The organism is Nocardia sp. NPDC055029, from assembly GCF_053608525.1.
This window is the reverse complement of sequence record NZ_JBSGVQ010000001.1, coordinates 446,195-468,901: the sequence shown is the minus strand read 5'-3', so window position 1 is coordinate 468,901 and position 22,707 is coordinate 446,195. Positions and strand designations below refer to the sequence as shown.

Here is a 22,707-nt window from a genome sequence, read left to right as displayed (position 1 = left end):
ATACACGACATACGTCGTCGGCAGCCTCAGATGAGTATAAGAGACACGCAGTGTCCAGTTCCCGCGGTAGTGCAGCCGGGTGACGCTCGCCGGCGGAACATCGATGCGCCAGAACGACTTCGGCGGCGCGTCGAGCACAACGAGCAGCACCGCCCTGATCACCGCCGGATGCGTCACCGCCACCGTGTCCCGGCCCGTCGAGGCGATCTCGGCCAGCCAGAACCGCGCCCGGTCGACCAGATCGGTCACCGATTCACCACCGTGCCCACGGAATTCGGGATCGGTGAGCCACGCGAACAGCTGATCCTGTGCCAGACTGCCCATCTCGGTCCCCCGCCACGACCCGGAATCCAGATCCCGTAATCGCGCGTCCGGCTCACCGACCAGCCCTAGCGCCTCCGCCGTCTCCCGAGCCCGCCGTTCCGGGCCGGTCCACACCTGGGCACCGGCCGACACCGCGTCCGCGCGCAGCGCACCGCGCGCCGACTCGTCCAGTGGTTCGTCGACAGGGAATCGCGCCTTCCGTACCGCCTCCGTCAAGCCATGACCGACGAGGTCGACTCTGAGCACCGTTTGCACGAGAGCCCAGAGTAGCGCCGGTCACACTGCCCCTGCCAGCAGCCCTTCGCCGGCTTCGCCGAACGCTCGCCTCGGTGGGATTGTCGGTGGCCCGGTGCACACTGAAACCTATGGATCGGTTCTCTCCCGCTACCGCGCAGTGGTTCGACGGGGCCTTCGCCGGGCCGACGTCGGCCCAGCTCGGGGCGTGGAAGGCGATCGCGGACGGGAACCACACGCTGGTCGTCGCGCCCACCGGGTCGGGCAAGACGCTGTCGGCGTTCCTGTGGGCCATCGATCAGCTGGCCACGCGGCAGGCGCCGGAGCCTGGGACGCCGCGCGGGACGTCGGTGCTGTACGTCTCGCCGCTCAAGGCACTGGCCGTGGATGTGGAGCGGAATCTGCGGGCGCCGCTGGTCGGGGTCACGCAGACCGCCAAGCGGCTCGGGCTCGAGCCGCTCGACATCTCCGTCGGCGTGCGCTCCGGCGACACCACACCGGCGCAGCGGCGGGCCATGCAGCGCACACCGCCGGACATCCTCATCACCACGCCCGAGTCGCTGTTCCTGCTGCTCACCTCGGCGGCGCGGGAGACGCTGGCCCAGGTCAACACCGTGATCGTCGACGAGGTACACGCCATCGCGGGCAGCAAGCGCGGCGCGCATCTGGCGTTGTCGCTGGCCCGGCTGGATCAGCTGACCGAGCGACCGGCGCAGCGGATCGGGCTGTCGGCGACGGTGCGTCCGCCGGAAGAGGTCGGGCGGTTCCTGGTCGGGTCGGCGCCGATCACCATCGTGCGGCCGCCCGCGCCGAAGACGTTCGACCTGTCGGTGCGGGTTCCGGTGGCCGATATGACCGATCCCGGTGACTCCGACCAGCCGGGCTCGATCTGGCCGCACGTCGACGAGGCCATCGTCGACCTGGTGCTCGAGCATCGGTCCTCGATCGTGTTCGCCAACTCGCGCAGGCTCGCCGAGCGGCTCACCGCGCGGCTCAACGAGGCCTACGCCGCCCGGCTCGGCGAGCCGGTGGACACCGAGCACGCGCCGCCCGCCCAGCTCGGGCCGTCCACCGAGGTGATCCACGGCGCCGACCACCTGCTGGCACGCGCCCACCACGGGTCGGTCAGCAAGGAGCAGCGGGCGATCATCGAGGACGACCTCAAGAGCGGACGGCTGCGCTGCGTGGTCGCCACCAGCAGCCTCGAACTCGGCATCGATATGGGCGCGGTCGACCTGGTGGTGCAGGTGGAGGCGCCGCCGTCGGTGGCCAGCGGATTGCAGCGGGTCGGCCGGGCCGGGCACCAGGTGGGCGAGATCTCCCGGGGCGTGCTGTTCCCCAAGCATCGCACCGACGTCATCCACTGCACCGTCGCCGCCCAGCGCATGCTGGCGGGCGAGATCGAACTGCTCCAGATCCCCGCGCACCCGCTCGACATCCTCGCCCAGCAGACCGTGGCCGCCTGCGCACTCGAACCCGTCGACGTCGACGCCTGGTTCGACATCGTCCGCGCCACCGGCAGCTACGCGAACCTGCCCCGGTCGGCCTACGAATCCGTCCTCGACCTGCTCGCGGGCCGCTACCCCTCCGACGAGTTCGCCGAACTGCGCCCCCGCGTGGTGTGGGACCGCGACGCGGGCACCCTCACCGGCCGCCCCGGCGCGCAACGCCTGGCCGTCACCTCCGGCGGCGCGATCCCCGACCGCGGCATGTTCGCGGTGTTCATGGTCGGCGAAAAGGCCTCGCGGGTGGGCGAACTCGACGAGGAGATGGTCTACGAGTCGCGAGTCGGCGATGTCTTCGCGCTCGGCGCGACCAGCTGGCGGATCGAGGAGATCACCTTCGACCGGGTGCTGGTGTCGCCCGCCTTCGGCCTGCCCGGCCGGCTGCCGTTCTGGCACGGCGACGGCCTGGGACGTCCGGCCGAACTGGGCAGCGCCCTGGGCGAATTCGTGCGGACAGCGGGTCAGGTATCCGCCGACGAGCTGTCCCGGATCGTCGCGGACATGGGCACCCGTCCACCCGGATTGGCCCTGTCACAGGACAATTCGGCAGAACCACGCAGCTCCGCCGTCGCGATCGACGAGCCCGCGTCCAACGGGAGCAAGAAGAAGACCACCCGCACGCGTTCGACGAAGCGCGCGGAGAGCCCCGACGCCGCATCCGCCCGGCTGGAACAGCTCGTCCGCACCGCGGGCCTCGACCAGAACGCGACGGCGAACATGGTCGGGTTGCTCGGGGAGCAGCGCGCCGCCACCGGTCAGCTCCCCACCGACCGCACCCTGATCGTCGAGCGCTTCCGTGACGAACTCGGTGACTGGCGCCTGGTCCTGCACTCCCCCTACGGCACCCCGGTCCACGCGCCGTGGGCACTGGCCGTCGGCGCCCGGCTGCAGGAGCGATTCGGCATCGATGCCGCGCCGACCGCCTCCGACGACGGCATCGTGGTGCGTCTGCCCGACACCACCGACGATCCGCCCGGCGCCGAACTGTTCGCCTTCGAACCCGACGAGATCGACGACATCGTCACCGAACAGGTCGGCGGGTCCGCGCTGTTCGCGTCCCGGTTCCGCGAGTGCGCCGCCAGGGCGCTGCTGCTCCCCCGACGAGACCCCGGCAAGCGCGCACCGCTGTGGCAGCAGCGGCAGCGCTCGGCCCAATTGCTAGATGTGGCACGCAAGTTCCCGGACTTCCCGATCCTGCTGGAAACCGTCCGCGAGTGCCTGCGCGACGTCTACGACCTGCCCTCGCTGCGCGACCTGCTGACCAAGGTCGCCCGCCGCGAGGTGCGCCTGATCGATGTCGAGACCGCGAGCCCGTCCCCCTTCGCCAACGCCCTGCTGTTCTCCTACATCGGCCAGTTCCTCTACGACGGCGACAGCCCGTTGGCCGAACGCCGCGCCGCCGCACTGGCTCTGGACTCGAGCCTGCTCGCCGAACTGCTCGGCCGCGTCGAACTGCGCGAGCTCCTCGACCCCACGGTCATCGCCCTGACCGAACGCGAACTCCAGCGCCTCACCCCCGAACGCTGGGCCCGCGACGCCGAAGGCCTGGCCGACCTGTTGCGCCTGCTCGGCCCCCTCACTCCGGCCGAGGCAGCCGCCCGCTGCGTGCGGCGCAGTGGCGGCCAGGAAGCCGCTCACCGCGCCGAATCGCCGGACAGCGAGGTCGACAGCGCGAGCCCTCGCGATCCAGCGGCCGACGTAGCCGAGGACCGGAGCACCGACGACATCCACACCGGCGCTGACCTCCGACCGGCGAACACAGAAGCCGCCGATGGCCGAAACGCCGACGACATCCTCGCCGACTCCGACACTCCCGCCTGGTTCGCCGAACTGCGCGATGCCCGTCGCGCACTGGAGGTGTCGTTCGCGGGCCGGACCTGGTGGGTGGCGATCGAGGATGCCGCGCGCCTGCGTGACGCGCTCGGGGTGCCGCTGCCGATCGGCGTACCCGCCGCCTTCATCGAGCCCGTCCCCGACCCGCTCGGCGACCTCGTCGGACGCTACGCCCGCACCCACGCACCGTTCACCACCGCCGCCGTCGCCGCCCGCTTCGGCCTCGGATCGGCGGTCGCGGCGACCGCCCTGCACCGGCTGCTGGCCGAGAAACGCGTGGTGGAAGGCGAATTCACGCCGGCGATTGCGGGCACCGAATGGTGCGACGCCCAGGTGCTGCGCCGGTTGCGCCGCCGGTCGCTGGCCGCGGCCCGGCACGAGGTGGAGCCGGTGTCCACCGCCGCTCTCGGCCGTTTCCTGCCCGCCTGGCAGCACATCGGTTCCGGCGAACTGCGCGGCATCGACGGCGTCGCCACCGTGGTGGAACAGCTCGCGGGCGTACCGATCCCGGCCTCGGCATGGGAATCGCTGATCCTGCCGACGCGCGTGCGCGACTACTCCCCCGCCATGCTGGACGAACTGATGGCCGGCGGCGAGGTCATCTGGTCCGGCCACGGCGCGATCACCGCCCGCGACGGCTGGATCGCCCTGCACCTGGCCGACCAGGCCCCCTTCACCCTCCCACCACCAGACGACATCGACCCCACCGACATCCAGCTCGGCCTCCTGGCAGCCCTCGGCGCCCCGCTCGAACCCTGGCCGCCGCGCGCCGAGCGGACGCCAACAGTCGACCTCGACGCCCCTGGCAGCACTCCGCCCGCCACTGGCAAGTCCAACAGCCGCAACGCACCATCCAACGGAGGCGCCCCGGCCCACCCAACATCCAGCGGGAACACAGAGCGCCCGGACCGCAACCTGGACGGGGACCGCAACCGGGAAGCAGACCTCGACCGGGACGGAGACCGCGGCCAGGACCTCCCTCCGGCTCCGCCAGCCGACCAGGACAACCCGCGACGACTTCCGGCGACCCTGCACGGCGGCGGCGCCTACTTCTTCCGCCAGCTCTCCGACGCCACCGGCCTGCTCGACGACAAGGCCGTCGGCGACGCGCTCTGGCAACTCGTGTGGGCCGGTTACGTCTCCGGCGACACCTTCGCCCCGGTGCGCGCCCTGCTCTCCGGCACCGCGCGGAGCACCACCGCCCACCGCACCCCGCGCCGAGCTCCCCGCGGCCGCGCCTACCTCCCGCGCCCGTCCATGCCGACCCGCACCGGCCCACCCACCTTGGCCGGCCGCTGGTCCATCCTGCCGGAACGAGTGCAGGACAACACCCTTCGCGCCCACGCCACCGCCGATCAGCTGCTCGAACGCTACGGCGTCCTCACCCGCGGCTCGGTGCAGAACGAGGGCGTACCGGGCGGCTTCGCGCTGATGTACCGGGTACTCACCGAGTTCGAGGATCGCGGCCGGTGCCGCCGCGGCTATTTCGTCGACACCCTCGGCGGCGCCCAGTTCTCCACCACCGACACCGTCGACCGGTTGCGCTCGTTCGACACCGATCGCGGCACCGCCCAGCCCGGCGTCGCGCTCGCCCTGGCCTCGTGCGACCCCGCCAACCCGTACGGTGCCGCGCTGCCGTGGCCGAAAGGCGACGCCGAGGGCGGACACCGGCCCGGCCGCAAGGCGGGCGCACTGGTGGTGCTGGTCGGCGGCGAGCTGGTGCTCTACGTGGAACGCGGCGGCAAGACCCTGCTCAGCTTCACCGAGGATCCCGGCCTGCGCAGGATGGCCGCGACCGCCCTGGCCGGTCTCGTGCACGACCGCAGGGTCGACGGGCTGGTGATCGACAAGATCAACGGAGAAACCGTGCACGGCAACACCTTCGCCGACGTCCTCGTCGAGGCGGGCTTCTCGATGACACCGCGCGGCCTGCGCCTGCGCAGGCAGGTGTAGCCGAATGCCCGAGGGCGACACCGTGTTCCGCACCGCCGAGCGGCTGCGCACCGCACTGGCCGGTAAGACCCTCACCCGCAGCGACTTCCGGGTTCCCCGATACGCGACGGTCGACCTGGTCGGCGACCTGGTGACGGAGGTCGGCAGCTACGGCAAGCACCTGTTCATCCGCACCGACCGGGTGAGCATCCACACCCACCTGAAGATGGAGGGCGTGTGGCGGGTGTTCCATCGCGGCCAGCGGTGGACGAAACCGCCGGTCACCGCGCGGCTTGTGCTCGCCACCGACGAGTTCGAGGCCGTCGGCTTCGAACTCGGCAAGGTGCAGGTGCTGCCCCGCGCCGAGGAGCACACCGTCGTCGACCATCTCGGCCCCGATCTGCTCGGCCCGAACTGGGACGCCGCCGAGGCCCTGCGCCTGCTCTCCGAATACCCGCGCCGCCCCATCGGCCTTGCCCTGCTCGACCAGCGCAATCTGGCCGGCATCGGCAACATCTACCGCAGCGAGATCTGCTTCCTGCGCCGCGTGCACCCGGCGACCCAGGTCGGTGACATCCCCGACCTGCCCGCGCTGGTAGACGAAGCCCACCGCGTCCTCGGCAAGGCCGCGCACCAACCGCCCTGGCGGCCGATGGCCTACGGCCGCACCCGTCGCCCGTGCCCCCGCTGCGGCACGGCGATCGTCTCCCGCCTGCTCGGTGAGGACGACCCGGCCGACCGCATCACCCAGCGCGAACGCGGCATCTACTTCTGTCCCCGCTGCCAACCGGAGCCTACTAACTAGACCGGTCGTCATACTAGAGCTACGCTGAGCGGGTGACTCCACGCACGGACTCCCGGCAGCGTTTCCTCGACGCCGCCGCCGACCTGTTCCACACCCAGGGCTACCACGCCACCGGCGTCAACCAGCTGGTCAGCGCGGGCGGCGCACCCAAGGGCTCCTTCTACTTCCACTTCCCCGGCGGCAAGGAACAACTCGCCGCCGAGGCCGTCGTCCAGTCCGCCGACGCGCTGCGGACCCTGCTCGAAGCAGCGCTCGAGACCGGCGACATCGACGGCGTGTTCACCGCGCTCGGGACGATGCTCACCGACTCGAACTTCCAGCGCGGCTGTCCCCTCGCCACCATCGCCCTCGACGCGGGCGGCAGCGAGCCGATCCGCGAAGCCTGCGTCACCGGTTTCGACACGTGGCGCACCGCGATCGACGACTTCCTGCGCGCCAAGGGCATTCCCGGCGAGCGCGCCGAGGAACTGTCCACCGTGGCGCTGGCCATGCTCGAGGGCGGGCTGCTGCTCGCCCGCACCCGGCGCGACCTCACCCCCTTGCGCATGGTCGCCGACCATCTGCGCGCCACCCTCGAACAGGAGCTCTCCTGATGCGTATCCACCACATCGACGGCGGCACCATGCGCCCCTTCGGCGGCCGCCTCCTCGACGGCGTCGGCGGCATCACCCGCCGAGCCGAGATGGTCTGCCACTGCGTACTCATCGAACTCGACGACCGCCTCGTCCTGATCGAGACCGGGATCGGCGAGGGGGCGGTCCGGCGTCCCGACGAGTGGCTCGGCCGCCGTTTCATCCGGATGACCCGCCCCGTCCTCGACCTCGACCGCACCGTGGCGCGCCGCATCGAGGCGCTCGGCTACCGCCGCGAGGACGTCACCGACATCGTGCTCACCCACCTTGACCTCGACCACGCGGGCGGCCTCGCCGAATTCCCGCAGGCCAGGGTGCACGTCTACGGCGAGGAATTGCGCGCCCTCGACGGCAAATTCGGCCCGCGCGAGAAATTCCGTTACCGTGCAGCGCAATTCGCGCACGGTCCGCGCTGGGAGAGCTACGACGAACTCGGCGAACCGTGGTTCGGCTTCGGCGCGGTGCGTCAATTGCGCGGTCTCCCGGCGGAACTGCTGATCATCCCGCTGGCCGGGCACACGCGCGGCCACGCCGGAATCGCGATCGATACCGGCGCGGGCTGGAAGTTCGCGGTCGGCGACGCCTACTTCCATCCCGGCCAGCTCGACCTGGAGCACCCGCACCAGCCGCCCGGTTCCGTGCTGTTCGAGCGTCTCGTGCAAACCGTCGGACCGGCGCGGATCGACAATCAGGAGCGGCTGCGTGAACTGGTGCGCGGCCACGGCGACGAGGTCGAGGTGTTCTGCGCGCACAATGCCGTCGAACTGCGCGCGCTGCAATCGGCGACCGTCTGACAGGACTGGCGTAATCGTGCACAACGGCCGCCGCCAGTCAGTTTTCTGACTGCGCGGCGTCGAATTGCACGATTACGCCGCTCTCACCGATCTTGCGGCACCGGTTCGAGCAGCTGGGGTCGCGGTTCCGGCGCCGCCGCCCGCAGCGCGTCGGCGGAGATGTCGTCGGGCTGGGTCTGCGATTCGATCTCGGCCCGCACCCGTGCCTGATAGGTGGACACCTCGCGGTCGATCTCGTCGGCGTCCCACCCGAGGACGGGCGCGACCAGATGCGCCACCTGTTCGGCGCAGTGCGCGCCGCGATCGGCGTACTCGATCGAGATGCGGGTGCGCCGGGCCAGGATGTCGTCGAGGTGCAGCGCGCCCTCGGCGGCGGCCGCGTACACCGCTTCGACCTGCAGGTAGGCGGGGGCGTCGGTAATCGGTTGCAGTAGTTCGGGTTTGCCCGTGGCCAGCGACAGTACTTCGTCGACGACCGAGCCGTAGCGGTCGAGCAGGTGCGTCATCCGGTACGGGTGCACGCCGTAGTGCTCGGCCAGCTGGACGGTCTGATTCACCAGGGCGAAGTAGCCGTCGGCGCCGAGCAGCGCGACCTTCTCGGTGATCGACGGCGACACCCGCGCCGGAATGTCCTGTGCCGCTTCGTCCATCGCGTCGGCGGCCATGACGCGGTAGGTGGTGTACTTGCCGCCGGCGATGCTCACCAGACCGGGCGCGACACGGGCGACGGCATGTTCGCGCGACAGCTTGGAGGTATCGTCGCTCTCCCCGGCGAGCAGCGGGCGCAGCCCCGCGTAGACGCCGTCGATGTCGGCCGGGGTGAGCGGGGTGACCAGCACTTCGTTCACCCGCTCGAGCAGGTAATCGATGTCGGCCTTGGTGGCGGCCGGGTGCGCGAGGTCGAGGTTCCAGTCGGTGTCGGTGGTGCCGATGATCCAGTGCGCGCCCCACGGGATGACGAACAGCACCGAGGTGGTGGTGCGCAGGATGATCGCGGCATCGCTGACGATGCGATCGCGCGGCACCACGATGTGCACACCCTTGGACGCGCGCACATGGAACCGGCCGCGCTGACGCGACAGGCCCTGCACCTCGTCGGTCCACACGCCGGTCGCGTTGATCACCACATGCGCGCGCGCCTCGCCGGTGCGCCCGTCCTCAGTGTCGCGCATCTTCACGCCGACCACCCGGTCGGCCTCCCGCAGGAACCCGACGACCTGGGTGGAGGTGCGGATGACCGCGCCGTAGTGGGCGGCGGTGCGGGCCACGGTCATGGTGTGGCGGGCATCGTCGACGACGGTGTCGTAATAGGTGACGCCGCCGATCATCGAATCCCGGCGCAGCCCCGGAGCCAGCCGCATCGCACCGTGCCTGGTCAGATGATGCTGTCCAGGAACAGATTTCGATCCGCCCATGGTGTCGTAGAGGGTCAGGCCCGCGGCCACGTACGGCCGCTCCCACACCCGGTGGGTCAGCGGATACAGGAAGCGCAACGGCTTCACCAGGTGCGGCGCCAGCGTCGACAGCGCCAGCTCGCGTTCCTTCAGCGCCTCCCTGACCAGCCCGAACTCGAACTGTTCGAGGTAGCGCAGGCCACCGTGGAACATCTTCGACGACCGGCTCGAGGTACCGGATGCCAGATCGCGGGCCTCGACGAGCCCGACCGACATGCCACGGGTCGCCGCGTCGAGCGCGATGCCCGCGCCGACCACGCCACCGCCGACGACCAGGACGTCGAACCGATCCTTGCCGAGGCGTTCCCAGGCGGTGCGCCGCTGGTCCGGGCCGAGCTGACCCGGCCCGAGCCGGTCCCGTTGGCCGCCCGCGACCAGTTCCCCGGGGTGCAGGAACGGAAATTCCGGTGTCTGCGACATGCTCGACTCCTCGCCGCCGACCGCGGAACGGCCGGTCCCAGCCGACAGTGGGTCGACGCCGGTGCACGTTCCCGGCGCCGCTGCGTACAAGTTCAACGTAGTGCCACCTCGCCGCTCGTGCTGGATTCGGCGGGGCGCGCCTCCCGCCTTTCGGTAACCTGCACCAATGCGTCGCTATGTGGCCGCCATCGATCAGGGCACGACTTCGAGTCGCTGCATCGTCTTCGACCGGCGGGGCCGGATCGTCGGAACCGCACAGCGGGAACACCGGCAGATCTTCCCGAAACCGGGCTGGGTCGAGCACGATCCGGCGGAAGTGTGGCGCAATACCGAATGGGTGCTCGGCGCCGCGCTGGGCAACAGTGGCTGCTCGGCCGGTGATCTGGCCGCGATCGGCATCACCAACCAGCGCGAGACCACCGTCGTCTGGGATCGGGCCACCGGCGAACCGGTGTACAACGCGATCGTCTGGCAGGACACCCGGACCGATCAGCTGTGCACCGAACTGGCGGGTGAGCAGGGCCCGCAGCGCTATGCCGAGCGCACCGGACTGCCGCTGTCGACCTATTTCGCCGGGCCGAAGCTGCGCTGGATCCTCGACAATGTCGACGGCGTGCGCGCCCGCGCCGAGGCCGGTGACCTCTGTTTCGGCACCATGGACAGCTGGGTGCTGTGGAAGCTGACCGGCGAGCACCTCACCGACGTCACCAATGCCTCGCGCACCATGCTGATGGATCTGCGCACGCTGCAATGGGATTCACAGATCTGCGCCGACTTCGACATCCCGATGTCACTGCTCCCGCGGATCCGCAGCTCTTCCGAGGTCTACGCCGAGATCACCGCGGGCCCGTTCGCGGGCGCACCGGTGGCGGGCATCCTCGGCGACCAGCAGGCCGCCACCTTCGGCCAGGCGTGCCTGTCCCCCGGCGAAGCCAAGAACACCTACGGCACCGGCAATTTCATGCTCCTCAACACCGGAACCACACCGGTGATCAGCAAGCACGGCCTGCTCACCACCGCCTGCTACCAGCTCGGCGACCAACCGGCCGTGTACGCCCTGGAAGGGTCCATCGCCGTCACCGGTTCCCTGGTCCAGTGGCTGCGGGACAATCTCGGGATCATCGCCTCGGCCGAGGAGGTGGAACCGCTGGCCCGCAGCGTCGACGACAACGGCGGCGCCTACTTCGTCCCCGCCTTCTCCGGCCTGTTCGCCCCGCGCTGGCGCCCCGACGCCCGCGGGGTCATCGCGGGCCTGACCCGCTTCGTCACCAAGGCCCACTTGGCCAGGGCCGCACTGGAATCCACCGCGTTCCAGACCCGCGAGGTCGTCGACGCCATGCGCGCCGACGCCGCCGCCCAGCAGCTCGACCTGGAACTGACCACCCTCAAGGTCGACGGCGGCATGACCGGCAACGACCTGCTCATGCAGTTCCAATCCGACATCCTCGACGTCCCCGTCGTCCGCCCGGTAGTCCGCGAGACCACCGCACTCGGCGCCGCCTACGCCGCGGGCCTCGCCGTCGGCTACTGGTCCGGCCTCGACGACCTGCGCGCCAACTGGACCGCCGACCACACCTGGTCCCCCACCATGCCGGACGACGAACGCGTCCTGCGCTACAGCGAATGGAACAAGGCCGTCGAACGCACCTACGGCTGGGCGGGATGAGCCGCCCACGCAAAACACCCCGGCAGCAACGTGCCAAGAACACGGTGGACACGCTGCTCGAAGCCGCGGCCCAGGTGTTCTCCCGCGAGGGCGCCACGGCGACCACGAATCGCATCGCCGAACGGGCGGGCCTGTCGATCGGCACGCTGTACCAATACTTTCCGAACAAACAGGCCATGCTGCACACGCTGGCCGAGCGCCACCTGATCGACGGTGCGCAGCGGCTGAGCGAGGTCTTCGCGCGTCTGCGCGCCGAGCGGCCGCCGTTCGACGACAGCATGCGCGCGATCATGGAGGTCGTCGCCGATCTCCATCGCGATCGGCCCGCACTGCATGCCCTGCTGCATCGCGTCGCGCTGAGCCTGCCGGTCGAGCTCGCGGCGGTGCAGGCGTTCGAGGACTACCTCGTCACCGAGGTCGAATACCAGCTGCGACGCTGTGCACGGGGCGGACCCGACACCCTGCTCACCGCGCGAACGCTGGTGCACGCGGTGGACGCGCAGGTGCATCGGGTCCTCACCCGGCACACCGTGCGCACCGAGGAGCTGACCGCGCTGGCGATGGCGATCGTTCCCGACCGGTCAGCGCGGGGCGCCGACCTCGGCGAGGATCTCCCGTAGCGCATCGGCGAGCTGGGTGACGCCCGGCTCCTCGACCGGAAAGTGCCCGCAGCCCGCCAGCAGGACGGCACTGGTCGGCGCACTGATGCGGGCGAGGAATCGCATGCTCAGCTGGGGCGGAGTCCACCGGTCCTCGGCGGGATGCACCAGCGTCACCGGTGCCGCGGTGAAATCCTCCGGCAGGGTGTGCCGGAACCGCAGAAAGTCGACGAGGAAACCGAGCGGAATCCGGACACCACCGCCCCGCGGATCCGTGGCGCACACTCGGGTCAGGGCTGGGTCCAGGCTCATGTTCTCCATGTCGGCCAGCCATCGGATCGGCACCCGTACCCGGCCGAGCACCGCGGCGACACCAGCCAGCGCCCAGGCCGGCGTCGCCGCGACCGGCGCCCAGCGCGCCATCGCCCTCCGCATCGCCGGATCGGCCGGGTCGGGCAGGCAGGTCGCCACGACGTGCGCCACCCGACCGGTGCGCGCGGCCACCTCGTAGGCGAGTATCCCGCCCATACTCGCCCCGAACAGCACGAGCGGCCGATCGTCGGATTCGGTCTCGGCCAGGACGAAATCGCTGACCAGCTCCACCCATTCGCGGTAGCGCACCGCACCGGGGTCGGACACCACCGTGTCGCCGTACAGCGGCAGATCGATCGCCGCCACCGAAACACCGTGCGCCGCACCGATACCGAGTAGCGGCCAGACCAGACCCGCGTGGCCGCCACCGCCGTGCAGACCCAGCACCCGCACGGGCGCGTCGTCCGCGCCCGCCCGCGCGACATGAACCCGATGGCCCCGCCGGCTCCACCAACTCGACACGGGTTCGAGCATCACCTCGTGCCGGTACCGCCGTGGCAAATATTGCGCGTAGGGGAGATATTCCATATCCCCAGCATCGGCGCGGAACAGCCCGCCGCCAACTCGTATTTGCCCTCAGCGTAGATCGGAAAAATAGCCCCTGACCAGCGAAGATTCCAGTCGACTCCGCCGAGGCCAGTCCCTGCTCGCATTCAGGTCACGCGCGCGGACTCGCTAGCGAACAGTCGACGCCAGTCGCTCGATCGCCTCGATCAGCGTCGCCTCGTCGGAGGTGGTGAAGCACAGGCGCATCGAGTTGCGGTAGGCGTCCGAGACGGCGAAGGCGGCGCCGGGCACGTAGGCGACGCCGGCTTCGAGGGCCTTGGGGAGGAGGGCGGAGGTGTCGGTGCCGTCGGTGAAGTCGGCCCAGACGAACATGCCGCCCGCGGCGTCGGTGCAGCGGACGCGGTCGGCGAAGGTGGTGCGGACGGCGTCGACTAGGGCGTTGGCGCGGGTGCGGTAGGCCTGGCGGACCGAATCGACGTGGGCGGCGAGCCATTCGGTGTCGGTCAGCAGGTCGGTGGCGATCTGGTGGGTGAGGGCGGAGCCGCACAGGTCGGCACCCTGTTTGAGGAGTTCGACCGCGCGACAGACGCGGTCGGGGGCGACCATCCAGCCGACGCGCAGGGCGGGGGCGAGGATCTTGGAGACGCTGGAGAGGCGGATCACCTGGGGCGAGTAGGTGGCGACCGGGTCGGGGGCGGGCTGGTCGAACCAGAGTTCGCCGTACGGGTCGTCCTCGATGACCCAGAAGCCGTGTGCCTCAGCGAGTTCCGCGAGACGGCGGCGGCGTTCGGGCGCGAGGGTGACGCCGCCGGGGTTGTGGAAATTGGAGACCGTGTGCACGACCGCCGGGCGGTCGCCCGCGGCCAGCAGGTCCTCCAGGATGTCGACGCGCATGCCGTCGGAGTCCAGCGGCACGGCGACGATGCGCGCGCCCGCCGCCCGGAACACCTGCAGCGCACCGACATACGCCGGATCCTCGACGATCACCAGCGCACCGGGATCGAGCAGGACCTCGGCTAGCAGCGACAGCGCCTGCTGGGAACCGTGGGTGATGAACACCTCGTCCACCGGCACGGCGCGGCCGATCCTGGCGGTCTCCCTGGCCGCGATCACCGCGCGCAGCGCGGGCAGGCCGGGCGACTCGGTGTACTGCAGGACCGCGGCGTCGGCCAGCGCCGACTCGGTGGCGACGGCGATCCGCTCGCGCGGCATCAGCGCCGCGTCGGGCAGCCCGCCCGCCAGGCTGATGACGTCGGCGCGCGCGGTGAGTTTGAGCAGGTCCCTGATCGCCGAGCTCTGCAGGCCGGCGAGCTTGCCCGCCAATGGAGTGGTCAGCGACATGGAAACCTCCGGGTACACCAAGGGAAGCAATCATCCTACGATTGCATATCGCTCACCAGAATGTGAAATTAGCGTCCCGGATAGTGAGACCCTACCGAGCAGTGATCGACTTGACCTGCCACTTTCCCTCGGTGTTGGTGGTGACGATCTCCTGCTTGTAGACGATCGCCGAGCCGTCGGGATGCCACTCGCGCAGTTCCACGTCGTACCTGCCTGTGGTGGTCTCGCGCATTTTCACGCAATGCTTGGAACCGGCCGGGATCAGGTCGTCGATCGCCTTCTGGATCGTCTCGGCCGGGGAGATGTTCTCCGCGTCGGGCGCGACATACTCGCGGACCTTGGCGCCGGACCGGTCGACGTAGAAGGCGTACTGGAAGCCGAGGATCGCCTTGGCGCCCGTCGACGTGTCACCGGGACCGTTGCCGACGGTGACCGCCTGCTCGGCCACGGCCTTGCAGTCGGTGGGCGAGGTGATCGACGGGATCGGGGCCGCGGTCACGCCAGGATCTTCGCCACCACCGCGCTTGACCAGACCGATCGTGAGCACCAGCGCGACAACGAGCAGCACCGCTGCCGCCGCGCCGCCGATGATCCAGCGCATCCGCTGGTCGGGTTCCTTCTTCTCGCTGACCGGCGCGATCGGGGTCTTCGGCGCGAGCCTGCGGGCGATCGGATCATCGGCCCAGGACAGCCCCTGCTCGGCGGGCGGCTTCGGCACCCCGCCGCTCTCGTCGGGACTGTTCCACCAGGCCTTGTCCTCGGCCTTGGCTTCCTCGGCGATCGGCGCGCGCGTGGTCTCGGGCGCGGGCTGGCGCACCATCTCCGGCGTGGACATGCGCACGGTCTCGGACGCGGGCTCGGCGGGAGCTTCCGCACGCGGTCCCGGCTTGCCGCGCCGGATCACCTCGGTGAGTTCGCGACCCGAGGTCACCGGTACCGAGTCACCGAAGGGTGAGCTGTCCCGGCGCTGCGGCGGCTCACCGGTGAATCGGACGGTCTGATCCTCCGACGGCGCGCCGATCCTCGGGTCGGGGGCACCGAACGGCGAGGCATCGCCCGCGGGACGTGGCGGCGGGCTCTGGGGCGGAACAGGCGGCGGCGTGGCCACCGCATCGCCGAAGACAGACGTCGGTGCGGAGTGGTTGCGGGGCGGCTGGACCGGAGCGCGCGGCGGCATGGTGAGCGGCCCCGGCGGCGGTGCCACCGGCGGCGTCCCGGCGACCGGCGCGCCGAACGGACTCGCGGCAGGCGGGCCCGACGCGGGCGGACCGGCCGGACGCCAGCCCATCTCCGGCATCGAACCCGGCGGGGCAGGCGGCGGTGCCGCGGCGAGCGGCCCACCGAAACCGGTGGGCTCGTCGTCGAGCGGCGGCCCGAAATCGCTTACGGGAGGACCGAATCCGGCCGCGGGCCGTTGTCTACCGCGCTCGTTGTCGTCACCGTCGGTGCCCAAGTCCAATCCTTTCCCCAGGACACACGTGTGGGGCGGTCGCACCCGACCGCCCCACACGACATACCGCGTGTCAGTACTGGAGCGAGCCACCCCACTGCGTGGTGACACCTGCGACGTTCACCGTCTGAAGCAGCTCCCCCGGCACCGGAAGTGTAGCCTTCGCAGCGGCTTCCATCGCGGCGACGCCACCCGGCTGCGCCTTGATCCAGTTCTCGACCGCCGCCTTGGCCAGGTTGGCCTGGGTGGTGTCGAGGACGGTCACGGTGGTGTTGTCGGCACGGCCGTCGCCACCGTTGTAGGTGGTGACCTTGACCGAGTTCTCGCCGATGTACTCGACCGAGACGCCCGCGTCACCGTAGCCGGTCGGCGTGCGGTAGCCGACGGTGCCGACGTAGCCCGAGGCGTTGTTGTAGTGGTGGGTGTTCACGACACCGGGCAGCACGCCGCCGCCGTCGACGGAGAGACCGAGCTCCTGGTGCGGGCCTTCCATCTCGACGACCGGCGCGGCCGGAGCGTCCGAGAAGTGCGGCGCCTGCCAGGTCGGCGTCTGGACGAGCTTGTCGGAACCCTCGTCCTCGACATCGGCGCCCGCGCCCTGGCCGGACGGCACGGTCGGCTGCGCCTGCGACGGCTGCGCGGGCTGGCCCTGCGACTGCTGACCGGGGGTTGCGGTGCCCGGCTGACCGGGGGTGGTCTCCTGCTCGGGCGTGGTGCCCGCGCGCTCCGGCGACACGGCAGGCTGCGCCTGGCTGCCCTGGCCGGTCTGACCCGGCACCGGCAGCGGTGCGACACGCGGGGTGGTGACACCCGGCTGGCTCGGGGTCGGCTTGGCAGGCGTGGCCTGGCCCGGCTGACCCGGCGCGGGGCTGGTGACACCCGGCTGGGCCGGGGTCGGCTTGGTCTCGCCCGGCTTCACATTCTCCGGCGTCTCCGGCTGTGTCTGCTCGGGGGTGCCGGTCTCCGGCGCCTCGTTCGAAGGCTGCTCGGTGCCCGGCTGCGCAGGAGCCGGTGTAGCCGGCGTCGTCGGCTGATCGCTGGGGACCGCGCCGGCGGGAGCCGCAAGAAGGGTTGCCACGGCGGCTGCAGCAGCCAGGGGCAACGACGTGCTTGCCATCGCTCGCTGCGCCCGACTCGGCTTACGATGCTTCACTTTTCGCTTATCCCTTTCCCGGAGGGAATCCCCCACTGCTCCACCACGCGATCACAACTTGATCGCGCCTCGGCCGTGAGTCAACCACATGAGCGCGGGACAGGCAACGCAGCAGTAAGATTCGCGCCGCCTGCGCAAACGCCCATGGAGATCACCACCGAGGAACGACGACGAACGTTGTCGAGCAAGACAATTCGAAACCTTCCGCGCCGGTGACCCGCCTCACATTCCGGCGGGGACCGCTCAGTCCAGGTCGTCGTGGCGCATCAGCAAACGACCCGCTTCGGTGACCGAACCGGTCAGCGACGGATACACCGAGAACGTCTGCGCCAGATCGGTGACGGTGAGGTTGTTCTGCACCGCCAGCGCGATCGGCAGGATCAGTTCCGAGGCGATCGGCGCGACCACGACACCGCCGATCACCACGCCGGTCGCCGGGCGGCAGAAGATCTTCACGAAGCCGCGCCGCAGCCCCGACATCTTCGCGCGCGGGTTGGTGTTCAACGGCAGCATCACCGTGCGCGCAGGCACCTCGCCGTTGTCGATGGCGGTCTGGCTGACACCGACCGTCGCGATCTCCGGACGGGTGAACACCGCCGATGCCACTGTCTTCAACCGGATCGGGCTCACGCCCTCACCCAGCGCGTGGTACATCGCGATCCGGCCCTGCATCGCGGCCACCGAGGCCAGCGGCAGCAGACCCGTGCAGTCGCCCGCGGCGTAGATGCCGGGCACCGAGGTGCGCGAAACCCGGTCCACGCGAAGGTATCCGCCGCGATCGAGTTCGATGCCGACCCGGTCGAGGCCGAGGTTCTGGGTGTTCGGGGTGGAGCCGACGGTCATCAGCGCATGCGAGCCCGTCACGGTGCGCCCGTCGGACAGCTTCACCACGATGCCCTCGGCGGTGCGCTCCACCGCATCGGCGCGGGCGTGTTTGACCAGCTCCACGCCGCGCTCGGCGAGCGCCTCCTCCAGCACGAGCGCCGCGTCGGCGTCCTCGCCCGGCAGCACCCGGTCGCGGCTGGAGACCAGCTTCACCCGCACGCCCATCTCGGTGTACGCCGAGACGAACTCGGCGCCGGTGACGCCGGAACCGACCACCACCAGGGTCTCCGGCAGTTCCTGCAGGTCGTAGAGCTGACGCCAGTTCAGGATGCGCTCGCCGTCGGGCTCGGCGCCGGCCAGCACGCGCGGGCTGGCGCCGGTCGCGATCAGCACGACCTCGGCCTCGAACTCCTCGGTGCTGCCGTCGGCCAGCGTGGCGCGGACACGGTGCGCCAAACCGGGGGCCGGACCGACCAATTCGCCCTGGCCCGACAGCAGCTGCACGCCCGCGGCCTGCAGCTTCGCCCGGATATCGGCGGACTGCGCCAGCGCGAGCGCCTTCACACGGCCGTTCACCTCGGGCAGGTGCACCTTGGCCTGGTCGGCGTCGAGGGTGATGCCCAGGTCACGCGCGCGGCGCAGATCGGTACGCAGACCGGTCGAGGCGATGAAGGTCTTGGACGGCACGCAATCCCACAGCACACACGCGCCACCGATACCGTCGGCGTCCACCAGGGTTACCGACGCCCCGTGCTGGGCCGCTACCAGCGCCGCCTCGTATCCCGCCGGTCCGCCACCGATGATCGCAATCCGTGCCACAGCCACGCTCCCTGTATTCGCCTGATCGGCCGCGTCCCTTGTGAGGACCCGCCCGTACTGTCGCCCCATCCTTTCAGGTGCGCGGTGACAGGCCCGGGCCGGATCGGTGAACATGTTCGGCGTGTTCGGCCACGCCACGACTGTGACCGTCAGCCGATCTGGGTGGGAGACAGGAATTCCGCTGCTGTTATTGGCTACAGTTCGTGAGGTGCCGATCTATGCCGCTTACGGGTCCAACATGGACTCGACGCAGATGCTGGAACGCTGCCCGCATTCGCCCATGTCCGGGACCGGGTGGCTGGAAGGTTGGCGCCTGACCTTCGCCGGTGACGACATCGGCTGGGAAGGGCCGTTGGCCACCGTCGTCGAGGATCCGGGCTCCCGGGTGTTCGTCGTCCTCTACGACGTCTCCCCCGAGGACGAGGAGCGCCTCGACCGATGGGAGGGCTCCGACTTCGGGATCCACAAGAAGATCCGGCTCCGCGTCACCGGCACCCAGGGCGAGTCCCGGCTGGCCTGGCTGTATGTGCTGGACGCCTACGAGGGTGGGCTGCCCTCGGCGCGCTACATCGGTGTCATCGCCGATGCCGCCGAAAAGGCAGGCGCCCCTGAGGATTACGTGCACGCCCTGCGCACCCGAAACAGCAAAAACGTCGGCCCCGGCGCCTAGCAGTCCCGCCTCCCCGCGAATTTTGGCCGGACTCGCCAGCCGCTGACTGTGCGTCGGCGGCTGGCGGTCGTGTGGTGTTTGGGTTAGCTCGTACCCGGTGAGTTACCCATGTACTTCTGTCCTGCTAGGCCTGAAGAACGATGTTCGTGAGAGTGCGGACACCCACAGCCAGAGCGCGTTCGTCGATGTCGAACGTGGGCTGGTGCAGGTCGAGTTGGTCGCCGGTGCCCGACCAGACGCCGAGGCGGCCCATCGCGCCCGGGACTTCCTCCAGGTACCAGGAGAAGTCCTCGCCGCCGCCGGACTGCGGCGTGTCGGCCAGTGCGTCGGGACCCATCGCCAGGACGGCGTTCTCGAACAGCAGGGTCGAGGCAGGGTCGTTGACCACCGGCGGGACGCCGCGCTTGTAGTTGAGCTGGTAGCGCACGCCGGTCGGGGCAAGCAGGCCGTCGACGATCTCGCGGACCAGGGGTTCCAGCAGCAGCCAGGTGGCGTGGTCGCCGGTGCGGACGGTGCCGGTGAGCATGCCGGTCTGCGGGATGGCGTTGGGTGCCTTGCCCGCGCTCACCGCGCCCCACACCATCACGGTGCTGGTGCGCGGATCGACCCGGCGGCTCAGCAGACCGGGCAGCCCGGTGATCACGGTGCCGATCGCGTAGACCAGATCGCTGGTCAGGTGCGGGCGCGAGGTGTGCCCGCCGGGCGAGTCGAGCACCAGCTCGACGGTGTCGGCGGCCGAGGTGATCGCGCCGGTCCGCAGCCCGACCTTGCCGACCTCGAGCCGCGGATCGCAGTGCAGCGCGAAGATCCGGTCGACACCCTGCATCGCGCCCGCGGCGACGACGTCGATCGCGCCGCCCGGCATCACCTCCTCGGCGGGCTGGAACACCAGCCGCACGCCGACCGGCAGCGTGTCCTGCGCCTCGGCGAGCGCGAGCCCGGCGCCGAGCAGCACCGTGGTGTGCGCGTCGTGCCCGCAGGCATGCGAGACGCCCGGCACGGTCGAGGCGAAGCTCAGGCCGGTGAACTCCTGCATGGGCAGCGCGTCCATGTCGGCGCGCAGGGCGATCCGCGGACCGTCGGACGGGCCGAGGTCGCAGATCAGGCCGGTGCCACCGGGCAGCACCTGCCAGGTCAGCCCGGCCTTGCTCAGCCAGCCCGTGACGAACTCGGTGGTGGCGAACTCCGCGCGCGACAGTTCGGGGTTTGCGTGGATGTGCCTGCGCCATTGCACGAGGTCGGCCGTGTGCTCGGCCAGCCACGCGTCGACGATCTCGGTTCCTGACATGTCGATTCGTCCGGCGTCCGGCATGGTCGGACACGCCGCGTTCTCGCGCATCATCGAGTGGGCGCCCACGCCCACCGATAGCGCCTCGGCGCCTGCGCGCGCGGTGCCCGAATAGCCGGAAATGCTCACCGAATGTCCTCCTGTCGGTCGACCAGCCGTTGCAACAACCTGTCTCTGTGTACTTCATCGCGTGCTATAGCGACAGCGGTACGTGCCAGCGCCAGCGCGCCGTCGAGTACCGCCCGATCCGCCGAGGCGTTCACCGCGGCCGCGGCGAAGTCCGGCTGATGGGTCACCGCGCCACCGGCATCGATGCCGATCACCGGGTGGATACCGGGGATCACATTGGTGACGTTGCCCATGTCGGTGCTCCCGAGTGGACGCAGCACCTCGAGCTCGGGTGCGATCGGCACCCTGCCCAATCCGGTGATCTGCGCGCGGTAGACAGCCGAAAGAACCGGATCGGGGGTGAGCTCGGTATAGGTGGGCGCGAGCGTCCGTATGTCGTGGGTGCAGCCGGTTGCCAGGGCGCCCGCCTCGAAACACGCTTTCGCTCGTCGCATCAGGTCGTCGAGTGACGCGGAATCGGCCGCGCGGAGGTAGTACAGCAACTCCGCCCGTCCGGGCACGATGTTGGGGGCTACGCCACCGTCAGAGACTATACCGTGGAGTTGCTGGCCAGGGCGTAAATGCTGCCGTAGCAAGCCGACGGCAACCTGGGTCAGGGTCACCGCGTCGCCCGCGTTGCGGCCGAGCTCGGGCGCGGCGCTGGCGTGGGCCTCGCGGCCGTGGAAGACGATCGACAGGTCGGCCAGCGCCAGCGAGCGGGCGCCCACGATGTCGGCGGGGCCGGGGTGGACCATCATCGCCATCGCGAGGTCGTCGAAGGCGCCCGCGTCGAGCATCAGCACCTTGCCGCCGCCGCTCTCCTCCGCGGGCGTGCCGAGGACGACGACGGTCAGACCCAGCTCATCGGCGACTTCGGCGAGTCCGACGGCGGCGCCGACCGCGGACGCGGCGATGATGTTGTGCCCGCAGGCGTGCCCGATCTCGGGCAGGGCGTCGTATTCGGCGCAGATACCGACGGTCAGCGGGCCGCTGCCGTAGACGGCGCGAAACGCCGTCGGCAGGCCCGCGATGCCGGGGGTGATGTCGAAACCTCGCTCGACCAGCGGCGCGAGGATCTTGGCGACGCTGCGCGTCTCGGCGAACGCGAGCTCCGGTTCGGCGTGGATCGCGTGCGAGAGGGCGATCAGCTCCGCCGATGCCGCGTCGATCGCGGCATCGGACGCGGTGGCCGAGAATTCGCCGGTGCGCGAGAGTGCCATACCCCCAGTCTTGCATTCCGGGGTGTCACCGGCGCACCGGCGAGCGGTCAGTTGCCGAAGGGGAGGTTCTCCGGGGTGACGGGGGTGGCCAGCGCGGCGAGGGTCTCGGCGTGCAGCGCGGTCTTGATGATCGGGGTGATCGGCTTGCGCAGGCTCGTCAGGGCGGCGGCGCGCGCGATGGCGGCGGGCAGCACCTCGTCGGCGTCGGCCTTGGCGTCGGCGATGCCCGCGGCGATCGCCTCGTCGGCGCCGAAGCGGTGGCCGGTGGTCATGGCCTGCACGCACACCTGGTTGCTGAGGCGACCCTTGAGCAGCCCGTTCATGCCGATGGTGAAGGGCATGCCCAGGTGCACCTCGGGCAGCGACCAGAAGCCGCGGTCACCGCGCATCACCCGGAAGTCGTGCGAGGAGGCCAGCATCGCGCCCGCGCCGAACGCGTGGCCGTTGACGGCGGCGACCGTCGGCATCGGGAACGTCAGCAGCCGGGTGTACAGGGTGTGCACGCTGTCCAGGTAACCGTGGATCTTGTCGAGGTTGCCGAACAGCCAGTCGGTGTCGAGGCCATTGCTGTAGAACTTGCCGGTCGCGACGGTGACCAGCGCGGCAGCGCCCTCGGACGCCTCGACCTCGTCGAGTGCGGCGTGGAAGGCATCGATCCAGTCCGGCGAGAAACGGTTCTCGTTGTCGGTCTCACCCTCGTTCCCGAGGTAGAGGACGAACACATCACCGGAGCGCTCCAAATACGGCATGCGGGGA

Annotated in this window: 16 protein-coding genes and 3 pseudogenes; 9 read left to right on the top strand and 10 right to left on the bottom strand. The window is 70.4% G+C overall.

Translation table 11 applies throughout. From position 1 onward, the window contains the following. On the bottom strand, nucleotides 1-570 hold a 570-nt coding region (locus ACWF9G_RS01870; protein WP_452512919.1), incomplete at its 3' end, for a histidine phosphatase family protein. Nucleotides 571-689: 119 nt separating this feature from the next. Between ACWF9G_RS01870 and ACWF9G_RS01865 the strand changes: the two are divergent. The 6 genes and pseudogenes from ACWF9G_RS01865 to ACWF9G_RS01840 all read left to right on the top strand — a co-directional run. Beyond that, nucleotides 690-2,546: pseudogene (locus ACWF9G_RS01865) on the top strand (DEAD/DEAH box helicase); the annotation flags it as partial. Nucleotides 2,547-2,714: 168 nt separating this feature from the next. Continuing rightward, nucleotides 2,715-3,671, top strand: a pseudogene (locus ACWF9G_RS01860) (ATP-dependent helicase); the annotation flags it as partial. A gap of 201 nt (nucleotides 3,672-3,872) precedes the next feature. Continuing rightward, a pseudogene (locus ACWF9G_RS01855) lies at nucleotides 3,873-5,849 on the top strand (Lhr family ATP-dependent helicase); the annotation flags it as partial. Nucleotides 5,850-5,853: 4 nt separating this feature from the next. Then, nucleotides 5,854-6,633: an Fpg/Nei family DNA glycosylase gene (locus ACWF9G_RS01850; protein WP_379303340.1), complete on the top strand. Its 780-nt coding sequence runs from the start codon at nucleotides 5,854-5,856 to the stop codon at nucleotides 6,631-6,633. A 32-nt stretch (nucleotides 6,634-6,665) separates the two neighbouring features. Beyond that, nucleotides 6,666-7,226, top strand: a complete 561-nt coding sequence (locus ACWF9G_RS01845) for a TetR/AcrR family transcriptional regulator (protein ID WP_452512916.1) — start codon at nucleotides 6,666-6,668, stop codon at nucleotides 7,224-7,226. Further along, entirely contained in the window at nucleotides 7,226-8,059 is an 834-nt protein-coding gene (locus ACWF9G_RS01840; RefSeq protein ID WP_379303344.1) for an MBL fold metallo-hydrolase, read from the top strand. The genes ACWF9G_RS01845 and ACWF9G_RS01840 overlap by 1 nt, the downstream gene beginning before the upstream one ends. 83 nt (nucleotides 8,060-8,142) lie before the next feature. On the opposite strand, the gene glpD is transcribed toward ACWF9G_RS01840, so the two are convergent. Continuing rightward, nucleotides 8,143-9,933, bottom strand: coding sequence for a glycerol-3-phosphate dehydrogenase (glpD, locus tag ACWF9G_RS01835; protein ID WP_452512914.1), 1,791 nt, complete (start codon nucleotides 9,931-9,933; stop codon nucleotides 8,143-8,145). A 166-nt stretch (nucleotides 9,934-10,099) separates the two neighbouring features. Here glpD and glpK point away from each other — a divergent pair, with 166 nt between their 5' ends. Both glpK and ACWF9G_RS01825 read left to right on the top strand, forming a co-directional pair. Beyond that, entirely contained in the window at nucleotides 10,100-11,599 is a 1,500-nt protein-coding gene (gene glpK / locus ACWF9G_RS01830; RefSeq protein ID WP_379303348.1) for a glycerol kinase GlpK, read from the top strand. Continuing rightward, the gene (locus ACWF9G_RS01825; RefSeq protein ID WP_452512911.1) at nucleotides 11,596-12,219 is read left to right on the top strand and encodes a TetR/AcrR family transcriptional regulator; all 624 of its coding nucleotides are present in this window, start codon (nucleotides 11,596-11,598) and stop codon (nucleotides 12,217-12,219) included. The genes glpK and ACWF9G_RS01825 overlap by 4 nt, the downstream gene beginning before the upstream one ends. Here ACWF9G_RS01825 and ACWF9G_RS01820 read toward each other — a convergent pair. The 5 genes from ACWF9G_RS01820 to ACWF9G_RS01800 all read right to left on the bottom strand — a co-directional run bounded on the left by ACWF9G_RS01820 (nucleotide 12,181) and on the right by ACWF9G_RS01800 (nucleotide 18,665). Then, nucleotides 12,181-13,098 carry an alpha/beta hydrolase gene (locus ACWF9G_RS01820; protein ID WP_452512909.1) on the bottom strand — a complete coding sequence of 306 codons (918 nt, stop codon included), beginning with the start codon at nucleotides 13,096-13,098 and terminating at the stop codon, nucleotides 12,181-12,183. The genes ACWF9G_RS01825 and ACWF9G_RS01820 overlap by 39 nt on opposite strands. Before the next feature lie 147 nt (nucleotides 13,099-13,245). Next, nucleotides 13,246-14,418 carry an aminotransferase-like domain-containing protein gene (locus ACWF9G_RS01815; RefSeq protein WP_452512907.1) on the bottom strand — a complete coding sequence of 391 codons (1,173 nt, stop codon included), beginning with the start codon at nucleotides 14,416-14,418 and terminating at the stop codon, nucleotides 13,246-13,248. 91 nt (nucleotides 14,419-14,509) lie between these two features. Further along, nucleotides 14,510-15,871, bottom strand: coding sequence for a hypothetical protein (locus ACWF9G_RS01810; RefSeq protein WP_379303356.1), 1,362 nt, complete (start codon nucleotides 15,869-15,871; stop codon nucleotides 14,510-14,512). Between the two features lie 70 nt (nucleotides 15,872-15,941). Beyond that, nucleotides 15,942-16,946, bottom strand: coding sequence for a hypothetical protein (locus tag ACWF9G_RS01805; protein WP_379303358.1), 1,005 nt, complete (start codon nucleotides 16,944-16,946; stop codon nucleotides 15,942-15,944). Nucleotides 16,947-17,264: 318 nt separating this feature from the next. Then, nucleotides 17,265-18,665, bottom strand: a complete 1,401-nt coding sequence (locus ACWF9G_RS01800) for an NAD(P)H-quinone dehydrogenase (protein ID WP_379303360.1) — start codon at nucleotides 18,663-18,665, stop codon at nucleotides 17,265-17,267. Nucleotides 18,666-18,873: 208 nt separating this feature from the next. Here ACWF9G_RS01800 and ACWF9G_RS01795 point away from each other — a divergent pair, with 208 nt between their 5' ends. Beyond that, nucleotides 18,874-19,335 (top strand): gamma-glutamylcyclotransferase, encoded by a 462-nt coding sequence (locus ACWF9G_RS01795; protein ID WP_189030880.1) that lies wholly within the window; start codon nucleotides 18,874-18,876, stop codon nucleotides 19,333-19,335. Nucleotides 19,336-19,459: 124 nt separating this feature from the next. On the opposite strand, the gene ACWF9G_RS01790 is transcribed toward ACWF9G_RS01795, so the two are convergent. The 3 genes from ACWF9G_RS01790 to ACWF9G_RS01780 form a co-directional block, all read right to left on the bottom strand. After that, nucleotides 19,460-20,623, bottom strand: coding sequence for a M20 family metallopeptidase (locus ACWF9G_RS01790; RefSeq protein ID WP_452512939.1), 1,164 nt, complete (start codon nucleotides 20,621-20,623; stop codon nucleotides 19,460-19,462). Between the two features lie 125 nt (nucleotides 20,624-20,748). Further along, nucleotides 20,749-21,951 (bottom strand): M20 family metallopeptidase, encoded by a 1,203-nt coding sequence (locus ACWF9G_RS01785; RefSeq protein ID WP_452512905.1) that lies wholly within the window; start codon nucleotides 21,949-21,951, stop codon nucleotides 20,749-20,751. Nucleotides 21,952-21,998: 47 nt separating this feature from the next. Further along, nucleotides 21,999-22,700 carry an enoyl-CoA hydratase-related protein gene (locus ACWF9G_RS01780; protein WP_379303364.1) on the bottom strand — a complete coding sequence of 234 codons (702 nt, stop codon included), beginning with the start codon at nucleotides 22,698-22,700 and terminating at the stop codon, nucleotides 21,999-22,001. Nucleotides 22,701-22,707: the final 7 nt, after the last annotated feature.

Bases quoted from the DNA above. Each gene is read 5' to 3' on its own strand.
- ACWF9G_RS01850 (WP_379303340.1), top strand. From the start codon at position 5,854: ATGCCCGAGGGCGACACCGTGTTCCGCACCGCCGAGCGGCTGCGCACC.
- ACWF9G_RS01840 (WP_379303344.1), top strand. From the start codon at position 7,226: ATGCGTATCCACCACATCGACGGCGGCACCATGCGCCCCTTCGGCGGC.
- glpD (WP_452512914.1), bottom strand. From the start codon at position 9,933: ATGTCGCAGACACCGGAATTTCCGTTCCTGCACCCCGGGGAACTGGTC.
- glpK (WP_379303348.1), top strand. From the start codon at position 10,100: ATGCGTCGCTATGTGGCCGCCATCGATCAGGGCACGACTTCGAGTCGC.
- ACWF9G_RS01825 (WP_452512911.1), top strand. From the start codon at position 11,596: ATGAGCCGCCCACGCAAAACACCCCGGCAGCAACGTGCCAAGAACACG.
- ACWF9G_RS01820 (WP_452512909.1), bottom strand. From the start codon at position 13,098: ATGGAATATCTCCCCTACGCGCAATATTTGCCACGGCGGTACCGGCAC.
- ACWF9G_RS01815 (WP_452512907.1), bottom strand. From the start codon at position 14,418: ATGTCGCTGACCACTCCATTGGCGGGCAAGCTCGCCGGCCTGCAGAGC.
- ACWF9G_RS01790 (WP_452512939.1), bottom strand. From the start codon at position 20,623: ATGTCAGGAACCGAGATCGTCGACGCGTGGCTGGCCGAGCACACGGCC.
- ACWF9G_RS01785 (WP_452512905.1), bottom strand. From the start codon at position 21,951: ATGGCACTCTCGCGCACCGGCGAATTCTCGGCCACCGCGTCCGATGCC.
- ACWF9G_RS01780 (WP_379303364.1), bottom strand. From the start codon at position 22,700: ATGCCGTATTTGGAGCGCTCCGGTGATGTGTTCGTCCTCTACCTCGGG.